14 protein-coding genes are annotated in these 19,133 nt (G+C 48.9%); 2 read left to right on the plus strand and 12 right to left on the minus strand.

The window, feature by feature from the left end; all coding sequences use genetic code 11:
- Positions 1-175 precede the first annotated feature (175 nt).
- Both CF168_RS10295 and CF168_RS10300 read right to left on the minus strand, forming a co-directional pair.
- Complete coding sequence (locus CF168_RS10295) at positions 176-2,080, minus strand: family 43 glycosylhydrolase (protein ID WP_089067778.1); 1,905 nt, start codon at positions 2,078-2,080, stop codon at positions 176-178.
- Positions 2,081-2,082: 2 nt separating this feature from the next.
- Complete coding sequence (locus CF168_RS10300) at positions 2,083-3,150, minus strand: arabinan endo-1,5-alpha-L-arabinosidase (RefSeq protein WP_089067779.1); 1,068 nt, start codon at positions 3,148-3,150, stop codon at positions 2,083-2,085.
- A 208-nt stretch (positions 3,151-3,358) separates the two neighbouring features.
- Here CF168_RS10300 and CF168_RS10305 point away from each other — a divergent pair, with 208 nt between their 5' ends.
- Entirely contained in the window at positions 3,359-4,804 is a 1,446-nt protein-coding gene (locus CF168_RS10305) for an MFS transporter (protein ID WP_089067780.1), read from the plus strand.
- 107 nt (positions 4,805-4,911) lie between these two features.
- Positions 4,912-7,299: a glycoside hydrolase family 127 protein gene (locus CF168_RS10310; RefSeq protein WP_089067781.1), complete on the plus strand. Its 2,388-nt coding sequence runs from the start codon at positions 4,912-4,914 to the stop codon at positions 7,297-7,299.
- 269 nt (positions 7,300-7,568) lie between these two features.
- On the opposite strand, the gene CF168_RS10315 is transcribed toward CF168_RS10310, so the two are convergent.
- The 10 genes from CF168_RS10315 to CF168_RS10360 all read right to left on the minus strand — a co-directional run bounded on the left by CF168_RS10315 (position 7,569) and on the right by CF168_RS10360 (position 19,064).
- The gene (locus tag CF168_RS10315; protein WP_089067782.1) at positions 7,569-8,159 is read right to left on the minus strand and encodes a DUF4303 domain-containing protein; all 591 of its coding nucleotides are present in this window, start codon (positions 8,157-8,159) and stop codon (positions 7,569-7,571) included.
- Between the two features lie 283 nt (positions 8,160-8,442).
- Entirely contained in the window at positions 8,443-9,444 is a 1,002-nt protein-coding gene (locus tag CF168_RS10320) for a family 43 glycosylhydrolase (protein WP_089067783.1), read from the minus strand.
- A gap of 61 nt (positions 9,445-9,505) precedes the next feature.
- Positions 9,506-10,642 (minus strand): glycoside hydrolase family 43 protein, encoded by a 1,137-nt coding sequence (locus CF168_RS10325; protein WP_089067784.1) that lies wholly within the window; start codon positions 10,640-10,642, stop codon positions 9,506-9,508.
- Positions 10,617-11,579 carry a galactofuranose ABC transporter, permease protein YjfF gene (gene yjfF / locus CF168_RS10330; RefSeq protein ID WP_011622755.1) on the minus strand — a complete coding sequence of 321 codons (963 nt, stop codon included), beginning with the start codon at positions 11,577-11,579 and terminating at the stop codon, positions 10,617-10,619. The genes CF168_RS10325 and yjfF overlap by 26 nt, the downstream gene beginning before the upstream one ends.
- Positions 11,576-12,793 (minus strand): ABC transporter permease, encoded by a 1,218-nt coding sequence (locus CF168_RS10335; protein WP_089067785.1) that lies wholly within the window; start codon positions 12,791-12,793, stop codon positions 11,576-11,578. The genes yjfF and CF168_RS10335 overlap by 4 nt, the downstream gene beginning before the upstream one ends.
- The gene (locus CF168_RS10340) at positions 12,794-14,293 is read right to left on the minus strand and encodes a sugar ABC transporter ATP-binding protein (protein ID WP_089067786.1); all 1,500 of its coding nucleotides are present in this window, start codon (positions 14,291-14,293) and stop codon (positions 12,794-12,796) included.
- Positions 14,294-14,324: 31 nt separating this feature from the next.
- Positions 14,325-15,266 carry an ABC transporter substrate-binding protein gene (locus CF168_RS10345; protein WP_011622752.1) on the minus strand — a complete coding sequence of 314 codons (942 nt, stop codon included), beginning with the start codon at positions 15,264-15,266 and terminating at the stop codon, positions 14,325-14,327.
- 98 nt (positions 15,267-15,364) lie between these two features.
- Positions 15,365-16,420, minus strand: coding sequence for an aldose epimerase family protein (locus tag CF168_RS10350; RefSeq protein ID WP_089067787.1), 1,056 nt, complete (start codon positions 16,418-16,420; stop codon positions 15,365-15,367).
- Positions 16,421-16,499: 79 nt separating this feature from the next.
- A complete protein-coding gene (locus tag CF168_RS10355; protein WP_086904278.1) occupies positions 16,500-17,270 on the minus strand; it encodes an SDR family NAD(P)-dependent oxidoreductase in 771 nt (256 codons plus the stop codon).
- 60 nt (positions 17,271-17,330) lie between these two features.
- Positions 17,331-19,064 carry an IlvD/Edd family dehydratase gene (locus tag CF168_RS10360; RefSeq protein WP_089067788.1) on the minus strand — a complete coding sequence of 578 codons (1,734 nt, stop codon included), beginning with the start codon at positions 19,062-19,064 and terminating at the stop codon, positions 17,331-17,333.
- Between the last annotated feature and the right edge of the window lie 69 nt (positions 19,065-19,133).

A 19,133-nucleotide genomic window follows, 5' to 3' on the forward strand; every position in this document is an offset into this window, starting at 1 on the left:
ATTTAGGACGGGTCACCTGAATAAAAAAGAGCAGCAGATGCATACACAACTACTGCTCTGGTGCCGAGCAAACAAGGCTCAACCAAGATGCCGTTAAGCGACCTCAACTTAAACGACATTACAAGCACGCGTTTAGCCACCGCCGTGGTGATGCTCAGTTATTTAGAGGGATGAATTATTTCACCTCTCTAAAATAGAACTGTTGTGAAATGGTGTTTTTCCACACGTCTTCCACTATGTTATCGCCATTGGCATAGGAACCATTGGCCACTTTCATGGACGAACCGCCCTTGCGAGACACTAGTCTTAATGAGCCATTTGGCATCAACTCGCTACGGAACTCGCTGTCGATTGCATTACACGCCCCTAGTTCCAGATTACCTTCGTTGGTCACAAGGCATTGTTGCGCCTTGTTGTTTGAAAGTTGGATGGATTGTAGACGGTAAAATCCATCGGTTGTCGGCATTGCTTGCCACTGCTGACAGGCATCGCCGGTGTATTCAAACTGAGCCACATTGGCATTAGGTTTAAGCTGACATTGTTCGGCGCTGACCACTCGGCCGCTATGGGCGTTGACTATGGCAAATGTTGAAACTGGCTCAATCCGCCAATCGGTGCATTCACTGACACGGTTTTCCCCCGCAATCACCTCGGCGCCGGCCTTTTTACTGCAGTTTTTCGCCTGCAGATTGCCAATGGATAGATCGTTTGCGAAACGGAACCAGCCTTCACGGGTCGAATCCACCGACCAACGCTGACAACGGGAAGCAACCCAAGGCGCCGAATTCAGTGCCGTTGAAGACTCATCTTGGCACTGAGCCTGAGTTAAAAAGGTGCCCTGACCCACATTAGCAAAGCGATACAGGCCATCGTTACTCGGATCAATTACCCATTGGCTGTTGTCATCTTCGCACTTACCGACACTGACCTGGCCCTTGGCATTGGTCACTAAGCATTGACCGACCTCACGGCTCACGATGCGGTATTTCACGCCTTCCACTTGAGTGGCTATCGGACCAAACTCGCCACTTGGGACAGGCAATTGCTTTTTATCCGCCATCGGTTCGCCAAATTTAGGCAAGCCTTTGTTATCCCATGTAAAGGGTTGAGCACGTGCCGCTCGGGTACCACTACAGCCGTCGGAGGCCGAGGAGTTGCCATGGTAAATGAGCCAATCTTCTTTCCCATCGGGAGACTTGAAGAAACCATGATGGCCAGGGCCATAGACGCCATTGGCTTTGCTAAAGAAAGGCTTGTCGTACTTAGTCCATGCGGCGGGATCCATAGGATCGTCACCTGTGAGTTCAACCACGGCTAAGGAATAATCCTCAGTGTTACAAAAGCTTGCCGAGTGAACTAAGAAGGTTCTGCCCTCATGCTGGATGATTTCAGGCCCTTCGTTGACGTTTAAGCCTGATTTTTCCCAGTCGTGAATGGGCGCTGTGATCACCTTATGTTCGCCCTCGACGGTCCAAGGATTGCTCATCTTGGCAATCAAGTTGACTTGATCTTGGCCATGCCATTCGGACCAGAGGAAATATAACTGGCCTTTATACTCCAAATAGCTGCCGTCGATATTCCAGTGGTCGGGCATTGGCGTGCCCTTAAACTTGTATGGCCCCATAGGGTCACTGCCTTCACTCTCGAGGATATGGTTACGCTGGCCATCGAAGTTTTCAGCCACGCCCGAGGTGTAAATCACATACCAACGTAATCCCTGCGCAGTTTGCAGAGGGTGGAATTCGAATGCCCAAAAATTACAGCAGTTGGATTTATCGGTACCGCTCCAAATATTGTGGGCCGGCGCATCGGCAAGCCCTGCAATGGTGGGCGATTTACGCATCACCAGCTCAGAGGTCCAGGTGGTGGTCGTTAGGTAATAGTTACCATTGTGGTATTCGAGCCAAGGATCGGCCCCATTTCGAAATAACGGATTCGCAAAGGTCGCTGCGGTAATGCGGTTTTCATCCGCGCCCTTCGCACTCTCTGCAGCGTGTAGGTTACCTGCCCCCAAGCAGGTCGCACTAAGTCCCATGGCCAGCGCAAGCGTAGCCATTCGTTTGTTGATTGTATGAGTCATTATTATTTTGTTCCTTCGGGTGCAACTAATACGCTCTGGTATTGATTGAGCGCCTTAGGATCGACCTCTGGCCAACCTTGGCGCCAGCTCAGTTCCGCCATCTTGAGTTTTTGTAAGCCATTATCAGCCGATTCGTAGGCATGAAAGACTAAGTAATCTTTGCCATCGAAGGCATAAACACTGTTATGGCCCAATCCAGGCCAAGCCTTAGTGCCATGCAGTAAAACCGATCCGCCGCCTTGCGCCATGTCTTTGCCCTCTTTATCGAGGTAAGGCCCTGTCACCGTTTTGGCGCGGCCCACGGCTAAGTGGTAAGTGCTGTCGTCCCCACGACAGCAAAGGCCATAGGAGACAAAAAGATAGTAATAGTCATCTTTTTTATAGATAAACGGCGCTTCGATTTCAGCAGGACCTGGCTCAGTTTCACCCAGCAGTGAGGGGCGTTCTAGCTTGGCTAGCGTGTGCCACTCCTCTGGTTTGGCGATAGAGATAAAGTCTGGATTGAGTTTGACCAGTTTTAACCCTTGCCAGAAGGAGCCAAAACTCATCCAAGGTGTACCCTGCTCATCGACAATAATATTGGGATCAATCGCGTTCCATACATCGCGATTTGGCACAGATTGAATAACGATTCCCTTATCTGTCCACTGATAGTCTTTTGAGTTTTTGTCGAGGGTTTTATTGACTGTCACGCCAATGGCCGAGGTGTTTTTACCAAAGGCTGATACTGAGTAATACAGATAGAACAAGCCGTTATGCTCAATGATATCCGGCGCCCATAAATGGCCGTTAAACTCTGGCGCAACGTCCTTTGCCCAGCTAGGCTCGGTTTCGAATACCCGCCCAGCTAATTCCCAATGGATTTTATCCTTTGAGGAATAATAGGTAATACCGGGACCTGTGCTGAAGAGATAATACTGTCCGGCCTCTTTTGCCATCACAGGATCGTGAATACTCACCTGCTTGGCGCTCACTTGGCCTAGGGTTCCCAATACGCCTAGCAGCGCACAATTGAGCATCTTAAGGTGACGTTTTAGGGCTGTTTTCGGTGTGACTCTCATAGCTGGCATCAATTCTCCTTATGAACCCCATCCCATATAACAAAATAGCTATTATGCTATTGTATGATGAATTAAGTTATCATACTATCAGGACAAGGAAGTAACAATCAAATGCAAAAAAATTAACAGGAGAAAAATGTGTTAACATTGCGAATGCGGTAAATTGCAAAATAACACAATAACTCACTGTTTATAATAAATATAATAAGGATTTCTGATGAGTTCTTATAAATTGTCAGTCATTGAAAAGATCGGTTACGGCTCCGGGGACATGGCCGTTAACGTGGTGATTTCGTCAATGATGTTAATTATTACCTTCTTTTATACTGATATTTTTGGGTTAAAACCCGCCGATGTCGGGATATTGTTCCTGTTGGTTCGCCTTATCGATGCCATTACCGATCCTTTAATGGGCATTATTAACGATAAAGTGACGACCCGCTGGGGAAGATATCGCCCCTACTTCCTGTTTATGGCGATTCCCTTTGGTATTTCGGTTTTCTTAACCTTCTCAACCCCGGATTGGGATTACAATGCCAAACTTATCTGGGCCTATTCGACCTATATTCTGGTCACTATCATTTTCACCACTGTGACTATTCCATATATTTCGATTATCAGCGTGATCACCGACGATCCAAAAGAGCGGTTATCCGCCAACGGTTATCGTTTGTTCTTCGCTAAGATTGCCGCCTTTTTAGTGACCATTATCGTGCCTATGTTGGCGTCATCTTGGGGCGGTGAGAACATTGCCGCGGGCTATCAAAAAGCCATGGGCGTGATGGCATTGATGGCGACACTACTATTTTTATTCTGCTTTTTCACTACCACAGAGCGCGTGGCCTACAAGGTGGAAACTAAGCCTGTTGGCATGCAACTGCGATTATTGTTCAAAAACGATCAATGGTTAGTGTTAGTCGCGATTTGTGTGATTGGCACCATTGGCTATGTGATCCGCGGCTCGGTAGCAGCCTACTACGCCACCTATTACTTGGGCGGCGATGCGAAAATGCTTTCGGCATTCCTGTCGACCGGTGTGGGCGCTGCGATTCTGGCCATGGTCGCTTCAACTTGGATCACAAAGCGTTACTGCAAACTAAAACTCTTCCGCTATAGCCAAATCGTGGTTGGGATCTTAAGCGCCATCATGTTCTTTGCCGTGCAGCCGGGCGACATAGTGCTGGCCTTTGTACTCTACTTTGCGATTTCATTCGTGGTGGATTTACATGCGCCAGTCTTCTGGTCGGTGATTTCAGAGTCGGTGGATTATGGCACAGTCAAAACGGGCCACAGGGTCTCTGGCCTTGCCTTTGGCGGGATTTCATTCGCCCAAAAAGCGGGTATGGGCGCGGCGGGATTTGTGGTGGGTATGCTGCTGACCTACTTCAACTATCAACCCGGTGAAACCCAAAGCGAGTTTGCGTTGACCGGTATTTCGTTAATGCTGACGGTGATCCCTGGCGCATTCCACGCGCTGATGGGCTTACTGATGTTCAAATACAAGATTTCTGACCGCGTTTATGAAGAAATCAAACAGGCTTTACCCGAGCAGGCCCATTCAAGCCAAACGGACGCCAACCTGACGTCTAAGGCTCTAGCCTCTAGCTCTGAAGCCTCTGAGGCAGTAACGCCTAAGACTGCAGCGCCTCAAGTATCGGCGTAATCTATCTGCGATAACACCCTAAGCCCCTACCCAGGGGCTTTTTTATCACGCAAAAACTGAGTTAATCCAAACGTAAAACTCCAATCCGTATAATAAAGGGAGCCAAGATGAACACTGCCCGATTGTTTGGCCTTTGCCTGTTATTGCCATTAACTTGCCCATTCGTATCCCAGCCAAGTTTTGCTAGCCTTACCCCCATTCCCCTAAACGATGTGCGCCTCACAGCCGGGCCGTTTCTGCATGCCCAGCAGACCGATTTGGCTTACATCATGTCGATGGATCCCGAGCGACTACTGGCCCCTTACCGTAAGGAAGCGGGAATTGCGACTACGGCCGACAACTACCCCAATTGGGAAAATACGGGCCTCGATGGCCATATCGGTGGGCATTATCTATCGGCATTGGCCCTTATGTATGCTGCTACGGGCGATCAGGCGGTGCTTGAGCGACTCAACTACATGGTGGCCGAGTTGGAAAAGTGCCAACAGGCCCATGGCAATGGTTACGTGGGCGGTGTCCCCCATGGAGACAAATTATGGCAGCAGGTCGCCGCTGGTCATATCGAAGCGGATCTGTTTACGCTCAACCAATCATGGGTGCCTTGGTATAACCTGCATAAGGTATTTGCGGGCCTGCGGGATGCCTATCTTTATACTCAAAATCCTACGGCGAAGAAAATGCTCGTCGGTTTTGCCGATTGGATGCTGGATTTAAGTCGCAATCTAACTGATGAGCAGCTGCAGCTTATGCTGCGCACCGAATACGGTGGCTTAAATGAAACCTTAGCGGATGTGTACAGCATTACAGGTCAAAACAAATACTTAAATCTTGCGAATCGCTATACGGATCAAAGCCTGTTACAACCCCTGTTGAAGCATCAAGATAAACTGACGGGCCTACATGCCAATACACAAATTCCTAAAATTGTGGGTGTGGCACGTATTGCCGAGCTCAGTCATAACAAGGCCTGGTTAGAAAGCGCCGATTACTTTTGGCAGCAAGTGGTTCACCAGCGCACCGTTTCCATCGGTGGCAACAGTGTGCGCGAGCATTTTCATCCCAGCGAAGACTTCAGCAGTATGCTCGATTCGGTAGAAGGCCCTGAGACCTGCAATACCTACAACATGCTGAAACTGTCTAAATTACTCTATGAAAACAAACGTGATTTACGTTATATCGATTACTACGAGCGCGCACTCTACAACCATATCCTCTCGTCCCAGCATCCACAAACTGGCGGCCTAGTGTATTTTACGCCAATGCGCCCAGACCATTACCGCGTCTATTCCTCGGCGCAGGAAAGTATGTGGTGTTGTGTCGGCTCAGGTATAGAAAACCATGCTAAATACGGCGAGCTCATTTATGCCGAGGAGGACAACAATCTGTTTGTGAACCTGTTTGTCGACTCCGAGGTCAACTGGAAAGCCAAGGGCATCAGCCTTAGCCAAAAAACTCAGTTTCCCGATGACAATACTTCGCAGATGATTATCCATCAGGAGGCGGACTTTACCCTCAATCTGCGCTATCCCACATGGGCTAAGGGGGACGTGACCGTGAGCATTAATGGCGAGCCGCAAAGGTTTACACCGACTCAAGGGCAATATATTCCCTTAACACGGCACTGGCGCAAGGGCGATAGCGTGACCATCACCTTACCCATGGGCATTAGTCTTGAGCAGCTTCCCGATAAAACCGCCTATTACTCAGTGCTTTATGGGCCAATTGTGCTAGCGGCAAAAACGGCGCCTATCGCCAATGAAGCCTTAAACTTTATCGGCGATGCCAGTCGCATGGGGCATATTGCCAGTGGCCCTATGTGCGAACCCAGTCAGGCGCCAATTTTTATCAGTGATGGCACCCGCTTTTTAACCGATATCCGCCGTGAGCCCATGAGTCAGCTGCAATTTACCACGGGGAAAGCCCGTACAAATCAAGCGAGCCCCATCACGCTGATCCCCTTCTTTCGCCTGCATGACAGCCGCTATACCTTGTATTTTGGCCAGAGCGCTCCCGATGAATGGCAACAAAAACAGCAAGAGTTAGCTCAAAAAGCCCAGATGGAAGCCAAGCTGATGGCGCAAACCTTAGATAGTGTGCAGCCCGGTGAGCAGCAACCTGAGTCGGATCATTTCTTTAAGGCATCAAAGAGTGAAGCGGGCCTTAATGGTAATCGCCATTGGCGCCATGCCGAGGATTGGTTTAGCTATCAACTCGATGCCAAAGGTGAACCGCAACCCATATTGCGCTTAACCTACTTTGGCTTGGATGCTGGGCGACGTTTCGACATTTTGATCAACGATAAACGCCTTGCCGAAGTCACTCTGCCTGCCGATAAGGGGCCGATATTTTACAACGTCGACTACCCTATTCCCGCCGACATGCTTTCGGATAGCACAGTGCCCTTCAGGGTAAAATTTGTGGCAAAACCGGGCTCGATTGCTGGCGGTTTATATGAGGTGCGCCTACTAAAAAGTGAGTCGACCTCGACTCTGTAAGCGAGCATCCCGAGCGCATGTAGGCACTCGAGCTTAAAACACTGATTCAGATAAGGGAAAGTGAAACGCTTTCCCTTGTTTTTATCCCCTTACCCAGAGTTTCTACGCCTGGCACTAGCTAATGTTTGCTGGTGGCCCTATGCGACTCGCCGTAAATAACAACCACTAGTCGTCAATATTTCAGTCACCATTTCAGTCAATATTGAGTGGGACCTCGTCGGTAATAGACGAAATAAGCCAATTGAGTTGAAAATTTTTGTTGGCAATATTCAACGCCATTGCTGATAAAAACGAGCGACCATCTCTTTATCATTGCAACTTTGAACAAAATAATCGATATCAGCATAACTTTGATCGCCAAACCAGACGGAGAACAATATTGCCAGCGGGTTTAGCGGGCGCATGGCTTTAACCTCATTGAGCACCCTGACTAATATGGCGTACAAGGCTTTGAGGTACGCATCGTATGCCTCTTCGGACTCGAGCGCCTCAGCTTCCTCTTGCAGCAATTGCAGTTTGTCGTTAATCGCTTCAAAAATGTCTTCATTTTCATTGTGATGTGGAGAGTCGCAGGCCGACCAGCGCAGCGCTTGCTTAAGCTGTGCGAGGGATTTATGCCGAAAACGATCATCGTTTTGATATTGCTCTGCGACGGCCGTCAGGCCTTCCTCGGTGAAAAGGGTGACGCCTAAATATTCCACTAAGGGCGTGCTGTATAGGCAAAAACCGTAGAGGGTCTGCGCCGGATATTGTGACAGCCACCAATCGTAATATTTCGCAAGTGCCTGAGTGAGTTCTTGAGCAAACTCATCCATTCTTGCTTCAATATTTGCATTAAGTTTGTCTATGTTTATCGCCATTTCCCTACTTCTCGAACTTGGCAAAATCATCATCACTGATATTCACTTCCACACGCAGGCAGTACTTCTGCCCACCATGTGAATGCTCGGGCGGCAATATAACATCAATAGGTTCAAAGATTGAATCGGTTAAGTGATTGAAATAGCGAGCGGAATAGCTTGTTGTGCGTGCGAGCCTAAAAATCGCGTTTTACCTAAGCAATAGTGCATGAGTCAGGCATAAAAAAGCGGGGCTGCTGAAGCGTGCCCCGCGGTTATCACATCATTTGTGGTGGCAAATCAATTAGTAGAGATTGAACAAGGGGCGTCCGCTCTCATCAAATGACACCGCTAACGTCCGCGCATGGCGATTGGGATCATAGAGTGGATCTTTAATGATTTGCGCTAATGGACGGGTATCTGTCTTTGGCACCACGCTAGGATCGCCCACCGCATGTTCATAATCACGGGCATGGTAAACACAGATGGGCGTTACACCATCTTCTGCCACGGTGAAACTGTTATGACCAGGGCCGAAGATTTGCTTGTCGACATCCGTGCACAGCACTGGCTGGCGGGTTTTATTCCAGGAGTTACGATCGAGCAGATCAGCATGCTCATCGGCCTCCATATAACCCATGCAATAACAAGCACCTGTCGCGCTGGCTGAGAAAGTAATGAAGATTTTACCTTGGTGTTTAAGTACTGCAGGCCCTTCGTTAACCCAAAAATCGACGCGCTCCCAATCATAATCTGGGGTGGTGAGCATAAATTGCGCCGTCTTTAACTTGATGGGCGATGCCATTTCCGCAAGATACAGGTTGGATGCCGCAAATTGTCCACCGGTTTTCTCCGCCCAGCAGAAGTAACGCTTACCGTTGTTTTCGAAAATGGTCGCATCTAAGGAAAAGTCGATAAAGGATTTATTATCTCCCTCGGCCGCCTGCATCATGCCAAGTTCAATCCATTCATCATTTAATGGATCTTGTCCTAGACACTCAAGCACATAGGGGCGTAATGCCCAAATATTTTCCTCTTCGCTGGCCGCGAAGTAGATGTACCATTTGCCGTCAAGATAATGGATCTCGGGCGCCCACACGTGGCGGCTCATTGGGCCGCTTTGGTGTTTAAACCAGATATCGAAGGTTTGGGCGTCTTTCAAGCCGTCTAAGGTCTTGGATTTACGCAGTTCAATCCGATCGTAGGTCGGAACAGAGCCCGTAAAGTAGTAATAACCGTCGCTATGTAGGTACACAAAGGGATCGGCGCGCTGCTCGACTAGGGGGCTGTTTGTTGCTCTTATCATGGAAAACCTGTCTATTTCGATTACTTAAGTGTGCTGTTCGTGTCTATTAAACGCATTTCGCTTATTCGCGGGATTGCGTGTCTTGCTGATTAAAGGTTTGGCTATCGCTGTGCTGATTATCAAATACTGGGAAACCGTCCGCCGACCAGCGAATAGCGCGGTAGTAAGTGTGTCTATTACCGTCGGTCAATGGTGTCCCCTGCAGCTCAAGGTAATTACGAGCATGGTAAAACATCAGCTCGGTTTTACCATCCTCTGCCAGCACAAAACTATTATGGCCAGGACCAAAACGATTCAAGCTCGGCTCAGTGGTAAAGACTGGACTTGGCGATTTATGCCAACTCTTGGGATCGAGTAAATCGGCATTTTCATCGGCCCATAACAGCCCCATGGCATAACGGTCATCCGTGGCACTGGCGGAATAGGTCACGAAGACTTTACCGTTTTTAACCAACACAGCAGCGCCCTCGTTGACTTTAAAGCCTAAACGTTCCCAATCCAATAAGGGCTCGCTGATAATGGTTTCGTTATCAGAGAGTTGAGTTGGCGATAGCATTTTTGCAATCACTAAGCCGGTGTTGTAACGCTTGGCTTTGTCCTGCTGCGCCCAAATAAAATAACGCTCGCCCTTGAGGCTAAAGCTGGTCGCATCGAGGGAGAAGGCATCCTGTGCCGATTGTAACTTGCCAAGCTCTTGCCATTGGCCTGTCATCGGTGAGTCGCCCTCGAGTCCTAAGACAAACATGCGGTTATGAAAACGCACATCCTTATTGCTGGCCGCAAAATAGATATACCAGCGACCATCGATTTTGTGCAGCTCAGGCGCCCAAATATCGATACTCATGGGGCCAGTTTCATGCTTGTGCCACAGGGTTTTAGGTGTAGCTTGGCGTAAACCGTCGATGGTTTTGGCGTGGCGAAGTTCGATGCGGTCAAACTCAGGCACCGAGGCAATAAAGTAGTAACTGCCGTCATCGTCGCGTATCACCCAAGGATCCGCCCTTCTCTCGATAAAGGGCGCATTCGCATCTAGGGTTTGCGCCGTGGCGCTGTGGGATTGTGCGCGGTGAATCTCAAGTACAGGCACAGCTTGCGCTAATGGCAACGCCAATGCGGCGAGTAAGCCACAGGTCAAAGGCAAGCGTCGAAAGACGGGCAGGTTATGTTGACTATTATCCATGTTGTGTTTTGCGTCCATTCAAGAGTTTCTGTAACAGGATGAAGAAGAACAGTAACAGGCCAATGACAATCTTGGTCCACCAACTGCTTAAACTGCCATCGAAGGTAATATAGGTTTGAATCACCCCCATCAAAATCACCCCAAGCACAGTGCCGAGCACAAAGCCACTGCCGCCAGTTAACAGGGTGCCGCCAATGACCACGGCCGCAATGGCATCCAGTTCGACGCCAATGGCGCCAAGCGCATAGCCAGAAAAGGTGTAAAAGGTAAAGACAATACCCGCCAGCGTTGCCAGGAAGCTACTGATGGCGTAAATACTGATGGTGGTTTTAGCGATGGAAATCCCCATTAGCTCGGCGGAATGTTGATTGCCACCAATGGCATACACATTCGTACCAAAACGGGTGTAATGCATAACCACGGCGATAATCACAAAGAACAGGATAAAGATCAGCGAGCTTAAATCGAGCGCGCCATTGCCTGGCAGTGCAATGCTCATCTCGGCCACCGCATCGTAAAATGGATGGTCAATGGCAATCGACTCCTCGCTGAGCGTCGTCGCTAAGCCCCTCGCTAAGAACATCCCCGCAAGCGTCACAATAAATGGCTGCAACTTATACACATGGATAATGGTGCCCATGAGTGCGCCAAACAGAGTGCCCAAGGGCAGAATAACCGCAAAGGCCAACAATGGATGCCACTGGTACTCGGTGATCAATAAACTAGTGACGACCCCACTTAAGGCGATGACGGCGCCAACCGAAAGATCGATCCCGCCAGAGATAATCACTAAGGTCATGCCTAATGCGGTGATCAATAGGAACGCATTGTCACGTAACAGGTTGGTAACCACTCGGCCACTGGCAAAACCGTCAAACTGAAAGGTGCCGACCAGAAACATGGTCAGTAATAATGAGGCGGTGATCCACAGCGGGATAAAACGTCTTGCTATCATAGTTTTTCTCCTGTTGCGGTACTGGCTTTTGCACTTGTGCCCTTTTCTGCTGGTTTGGCATCCGCTTGACGCTTGGATGTGAACAGCGCCGACAATTGGCGCCTAAATTTAGCCGATTGCAACAGCAGCACGGTCAGGATAACGATGGCCTTGATCAGCAGGTTAAACTTAGCGGGTAAACCGCTGACGATAATGGTGGTCGCTAAGGTCTGGATGATCAGCGCGCCGACGACTGACAAGATTAACGAGAAACGCCCGCCCGTGAGCGCTGCGCCGCCAATCACGACGGCGAGCACGGCATCGAGCTCAAGCCAAAGCCCGGCGTTATTCGCATCTGAGCCTTGGATATCGGCGGTGCTGATCATGCCGGCCAACGCCGCGCACAGACCCGCAATGCCATAGGCAAACAGTTTGATGGATTTATCGTTGATCCCAAGGTAACGACTTGCCTTGGCATTACAACCAACCGCTTCGATAAAAAGCCCTAAAGCGGTTTTACGCAGCAGTAATTGGCTGAAGGTTAGCATCCCAATCACAATCCACACTGGCATCGGCAGGCCTAAAAACTGGCCCACGCCAATGGCGGCAAAGCCTGGGTGCTGGAAGGTGATAATTTGCCCTTGGTTGATAAGCTGAGCGACACCGCGCCCCGCCACCATGAGCAGCAAGGTCGCGACAATCGGTTGAATGCCTAAGAAACTCACCAGACCGCCATTAATACAGCCAGCTAAGAGCCCAACGATCAAGCCTGCTGCGATAACGGTGACTAAGCTGATATCCGGCACTAACAGTAGATTGGCGCAAACTGCGCCTGCAATCGCCATCACGGCACCAACCGACAGGTCGATTCCGCCAGTGGCAATCACGAGACTCATACCAATGGAGAGCAGCGCCACGGGTGCACTGCGATTTAAAATATCAATCAAGGAGCCATAGAGTCTGTCGTCTTGATAGCTGATATTGAAGAAACTGCTGTCAATAAACAGATTGGCCAGTAACAGAATAGTTAAGGCCAATAGTGGCCACAGGTATCGACCAATGGAGGTCGACTTGCCCGCTTGGTAACGGGCGTTTTTTTCTTGAACCATGGTCTTATGACTTTCCTGCATCCGCGGTTGCCGCTCAGATGAATGCGCCTCAGATGCGTTCATCTGGGGTGAGATCAAATCGGCGGATATGCGTGTGGATGATAGGGTTTCGGCTGAGCTTTTCATTTATCCCTCCGCAATCGCTTGCATTACGTGTTGCGAGGTTAATTCCGCTCCTGAAAGTTCACGTACTGCATATCTGTCGCGTAATACCACGACTTTATTTGAAAAGGCCACGAGCTCATCGAGCTCAGACGATGCAACCAGCAGCGACATGCCTTCATCACACAAGATTCTGATAAGTTTGACGATTTCGGCGTGGGCGCCAATATCGATGCCGCGGGTCGGCTCATCTAGCACGAGCAAGATGGGCTCGATGGCTAACCAACGCGCGAGGATCACCTTCTGTTGATTACCACCACTCAACTGTTCTATGGGTTTATCCGCATCAGGGGTCGCAATCTGTAATTTATCGATAAAGAACTGGGCAATTTCCTGCTGCCGAGCTTTAGATAGATACCGCCACCACCCGATACGCGCCTGCAGCGCGAGTATGATGTTTTCACGAATCGATAAAGGGCCGATGATGCCGTCAATCTTGCGATCTTCTGGGCACAGGGCGATTCCAGCGCTGATTGCATCCACGGGTTGTGACAGATTCAATTTCTGGCCAGCCAAATGAATACTGCCGCTATCGACCAAGTCCAGCCCAAAAACGGCGTTGCACACTTCGCTGCGCCCAGAGCCTAACAGCCCCGCAAGTCCAACTGCCTGCCCCTTTGGCACGGTGAGATTCATCGATTGGATTGAACCTTTTACCGACACATCTTTGAGGGACAAGAGCACAGCCTCAGCGCGGGTGACTGTGCGCTCCTTTTCCTGTTTATCAACCAATTGCTCCTGCAGAGAACGCCCGAGCATGGCTTCAATCAACTTAGGTTGTGGCAGTTCTGCCGTCAGATATTCGCCGATAAACTGCCCGTTACGTAACACGGTAATGCGATCGCTTATCTGATAAACCTGATCGAGGAAGTGAGTGATAAAGACGATAGCCACACCCTTGGCTTTGAGCTGGTTTAAGATCCCAAACAGCACTTGCACTTCTTTGGCATCTAAGCTCGCCGTAGGCTCATCGAGCACTAATACCTTGGCCGACATGGCTACGCCGCGGGCGATGGCGATCAGTTGCTGCACCGCGATGGAATAATCCGACAGCGGTGCACTAACATCGATATCCAGCTTGAACTGGGTTAACACGGCCCGCGCGTCGGCATACATTTTTTTAAAATGGATCAGCCCAAGGCGGCGCGGTTCGTAACCGAGGAACAGGTTTTGTGCCACGGTCAGGTTAGGCACTAAGTTCACTTCCTGATAAACCGTGCTGATCCCCGCCTTTTGCGCGTCCATTGGTGTGTTGAAGTGTTGCGGCTCACCTTGAAAGAGGATGTCGCCCATGTCTTTCGACTGGGCGCCTGTCATTACTTTCACCAGGGTTGATTTACCCGCACCGTTTTCGCCCAATAGGGCGTGAACTTCCCCTGCAAATAACCGTAAGCTCACATCCTCAAGGGCTTTGACGCCCGGATAATGCTTACTGATCTGCTTGAGTTCTAAAATAAGGCTCATAGCGCTATTCCCCAAGAAAGCGTCAATGGGATTATTGCTGGCGGCGCTTTTCGTACTCTGCGGCAGCGGTTTCTTGGGTAAATACATCACCCGTGGTGCTAATAAGCTTGGCTTGATCCTTATTGCCCTTCAGGTACGCATCGATAGCATCGAACGCTGGGCCGCCTAAGTATGGGCTAAGCTCAACCGTGGCATTAACATCGCCATCGGCCATCGCCTTAAAGTAATCGGGAACACCATCCACTGAGACAATCAGAATATCTTTGCCCGGTTTTAAACCGGCTTCTTTAATGGCTTGCACGGCGCCAAGGGCCATTTCATCGTTATGCGACCACACGGCGCACAGTGGCTGACCGTTTTGCGCCTTAAGGAAACCTTCCATCACTTCTTTACCCTTAGCGCGGGTAAATTCGCCGGTTTGGCTACGAACGATCTTGGCATTGGGATAATTGGCAATCACTTGGTTAAAACCGGCGGCGCGATCAATCGCTGCGGTTGCACCTACTGTGCCCTGCAACTCGGCGATATCGCAGTTGCCTTGGGTTTTATCCATTAGCCATTGGCCAATCTTGCGGCCTTCTTCGGTAAAGTCGGAGGCGATACGGGTAAGGAATAAGGAGTCATCATCGACCTTAATATTACGGTCGACAATCACCACAGGAATATGGGCACGTTTGGCTTCTTTGAGCACGGGTTTCCAGCCTGTTTCTACCACGGGAGCGATAATAATGGCATCCACGCCTTGGGCGATAAAGCTACGCACGGCTTTGATTTGGTTCTCTTGTTTTTGCTGAGCGTCGGCAAATTTTAAATCGATGCCACGCTGTTTGGCTTCGGCCTTGACCGCTTCACTAAAGCTGGTGCGCCAACCACTCTCGGAGCCAACCTGTGAAAAGCCCACCGTGGTGGCGTAGGCACAAGTTGCACTGACAGCCCATAATCCCAATGCGGTAATGATTTTATTATGTTTCATTATTATTCCCTTTATAATTTTAGGTAACAGAGATCCCCTAGCCTGCTGTTAACAGCAGGCCAACTCGTACAAATAAATGTTATTTCGCCTTGATTGAATTAAATATTCTTAAACTTATGTACCGTAATTTGTTGATATTGAGTATTTGCCTCAAGCATGACACTCGGGAAATGGTCAATGTTTACCGCATTCGGATAACCGTGGGTTTCTAAACACAGGCCATGGAATTGATTAATGCTATAACCTTCATCATCAATATGGCTGCCATCGAGAAAGTTCCCACTATAAAATTGCACGCCGACTTCAGTGGTACTAATTTCGAGTTCTCGGCCAGAAAGCGGATCTTTTAACACCGCAATAGTCTGCAAACTGTTTTTATTGTCTGGATTTCTATCCATCACAAAATAATGATCATAACCATTGGTTAATTGCTTAATATCCGTGGCAATTAGCTTCGGTTTTTTGAAATCGTATGCGCCATCGTCGACTAAGATTAATTCGCCCGTTGGGATCTGTTCATTATCGAGTGCCAGGAAATGGCTGGCTTGAATGGAGAGTTCGTGCCCTAAAATGCCTTGGTGTTTGTTGGAGGCAAGATTCCAGTAAGCATGATTGGTTAAACAGACGGGGGTGGTTTGATCACAAACGGCTTGATAGTTCAGAGTTAATTCATTGTTTTCATTGAGGCGATACTCGAGCTTAATGGCAAGATTACCCGGAAATCCTTGATCGCCATCGGGGCTGATAATGCTGAAAACCGCCGCCACACTGTCATTGTCCTGCAGCGTCTCAACCTGCCAAGTGCAATGGCTTAATCCTTTAGGTCCGCCGTGAAGTTGATTGTTGCCTTCATTGGCGACTAATTGAATTGTTTTACCTGCTAAGGGGAATTGTGCTTTACCAATGCGATTTGCGACACGGCCGGCGGTAATACCAAAATAATACGGATTAGTTGCCCAATCTTTAATATCTTGATAGCCAAGACTTAATGAAATAGGTTCTTGCGCTTGACCATAAAGTTTGACCGACCAAATACTGGCGCCGTAATTTGACAGAACCACTTCAAGCCCGTGGCTATTGGTGAGCGTGACTAATTGTAATTCATCCGCAAATGCGGCATGTTGTAGGCTTTTTTTAGTAACAGAAAGTTGCATGGTGAGTGCTTTACCTTTTATTTAAAATAAACTCAGCACTCACCTCATTATTTAATGAGCTGAAATTTTATTGTGATATTTAAATCCAACCACCATCGACAATAAAATTCTGTGCGGTGCAGAGTTTGCTATCATCTGCTGCTAAAAATAACGCCATAGCAGCAATATCTTCGGGCATTACATATTCTTTAATACATTGGTTATTTTCGATATGTTTTGCCGTATCTTTATCTACCCAGTGTGTGAGTTGACGTTTTGTCATCACCCAACCCGGCGTTAAGGTATTAATCCGAATTTTATCTTTACCTAAATCGGCAGCTAATCCTCGGGTTAAGCCCATGGCGCCAGCCTTAGATGCGGTGTAACCCGCCATGCCCGCTTGCCGATTGTGCCAACTCATTGAACCTAAGTTGATCACTGAACCTCCGCCGAGGCGCTGCATTTGCGGTCTGACCGCTTGTACGGCGAAAAAGTAATGCCGCAAATTGGTGTTTAGGCATTGGTCCCAATATTCTGGGGTCACTTCGTCGATGCTATGGCGTTGATCGCACGCGGCATTGTTAATTAATACCGAGATTGGACCTAAATCGTCCTCGACCTGAGTAATCACACGCTTGAGGGCGGCGATATCGACAAGATCGCAGTGATAAAATTTTACGCTGGCCTCTGGTTGAGTCTGCTTAAGGTCTGCGACGAGTTGAGTCGACTCCTCAACTAAAATATCGACAAATGCCACCTTAGCGCCCTGCTCTAAAAAAGCATTAACCAAGCAAGCTCCAATACCCGTTGCGCCACCACTGATAAAAATGGTTTTCCCTTGTAAACTCGGGTATTGATTAGTCAACTTCATAACTCAACCTTTTATTAAAATAATTATCTGGTTTTATTATAAAAGAAAACGAGTTCATATTTAATGGGAATGTGCTGGTATCTCTGCACCTCGACATCCCACGAGAAAATCAAAATCACATCCCTCATCCGCCTGGAGAACATGCTCCTTAAAAAGCGAGAGATAGCCACCATTCACAGGAATGGATTTCACCGTCGCCAGTTTGGCAAGGCGGGCTTGTAACTCTTGGTCACTGATCTCTAGCTGTAACGTTCCGGCATAGGTATCTAGCGCTATCATGTCACCATTTTGAACGGCGGCCAGTGGCCCAAGGGCTTGTGCTTCTGGGGCAACATGCAGCACAACTGTGCCAAAGGCGGTGCCACTCATGCGTGCATCAGAAATCCTAACCATGTCCTTAATTCCTTTTTTCAACAACTTAGGTGGCAGTCCCATGTTGCCGACCTCAGCCATGCCCGGATATCCCTTCGGGCCACAGTTTTTAAGCACCATAATGCTGTTTTCATCGATATCCAATTCAGGATCGCCGATGCGAGCGTTGTAATCGTCGAAGCTTTCAAACACCACGGCTTTACCGCGGTGTTGCATCAGGTGTGCGCTGGCGGCTGAAGTTTTGATCACAGCGCCTCGGGGCGCGAGATTGCCGCGCAGTACGCGAATGCCACCATTTTCAACCAAGGGATTTTCAAATGACATGATCACCTCTTGGTTATAACAAGGCGCCTCTTTGACATTGTCCCAGAGGCTAGCTGCATTGACTGTAAGCGTGTTTTTGCTCAGTAAATCATGTTCAAACAGCTGCCTTAATACTGCTGGCAGGCCACCTGCGTAGTAAAAGTCTTCCATTAAGTACTGACCCGAAGGCTTAAGATTCACTATGGTCGGTACTGTGTAACCATGGCGCCAGTCATCGAGTGAGAGCTCAACCCCTATCCTGCCGGCAATCGCCTTTAAATGGATAACGGCGTTGGTTGAACCACCAATGGCAGCATTGACTTTGATGGCATTAATAAAAGCATCACGGCTTAAAATTTTACTTAAGGTCAAATCCTCTTTGACCATGTCCACAATTCGCATTCCCGACATATGCGCCAATACTTGGCGGCGAGAATCCACCGCAGGAATGGCTGCATTGTGTGGCAAACTCACCCCAAGGGTTTCCACCATACAGGCCATGGTCGATGCTGTGCCCATAGTGTTGCAGGTGCCCGTTGAGCGTGACATATCCGCTTCGGCATTCATAAATGCGGCGAGACTGATGTTGCCCGCTTTATATTCTTGATGCAGTTCCCACACGAGTGTGCCCGAACCGACATCCTTGCCCTTATGCTTACCATTGAGCATGGGACCACCGGTAACAACGATTGTCGGTAAATCACAACTGGCCGCGCCCATCAATAAAGCCGGAGTCGTTTTATCGCATCCCACTAACAGCACAACACCGTCGATGGGGTTGCCACGAATGGCTTCTTCCGTGTCCATGGCCGCGAGATTACGGGTAAGCATGGCGCTTGGACGTAAGTTGGACTCACCATTCGAAAACACCGGAAACTCCACTGGAATGCCACCCGCTTCCCGAATGCCATTCTTTACTCTTTGCGCCAATTCCCGTAGATGACCATTACAGGGCGTCAATTCTGACCAGGTATTGCAAATACCAATCACAGGCTTATTTTGAAAGTGATGCTCGGGTATGCCTTGGTTTTTCATCCAACTGCGATACATAAAACCATTTTTGTCATCACTACCAAACCAACTAGCCGAACGAAGTGTTTTCGGTTTTTTATTATTCATATGACACCTTCGTCTTCCAAGGCATATGCCCTGCCCGAACGATTGAGTAACACTCAACATAAAACAAAC

It is taken from the genome of Shewanella bicestrii, from assembly GCF_002216875.1.
Lineage (GTDB): Bacteria > Pseudomonadota > Gammaproteobacteria > Enterobacterales > Shewanellaceae > Shewanella > Shewanella seohaensis.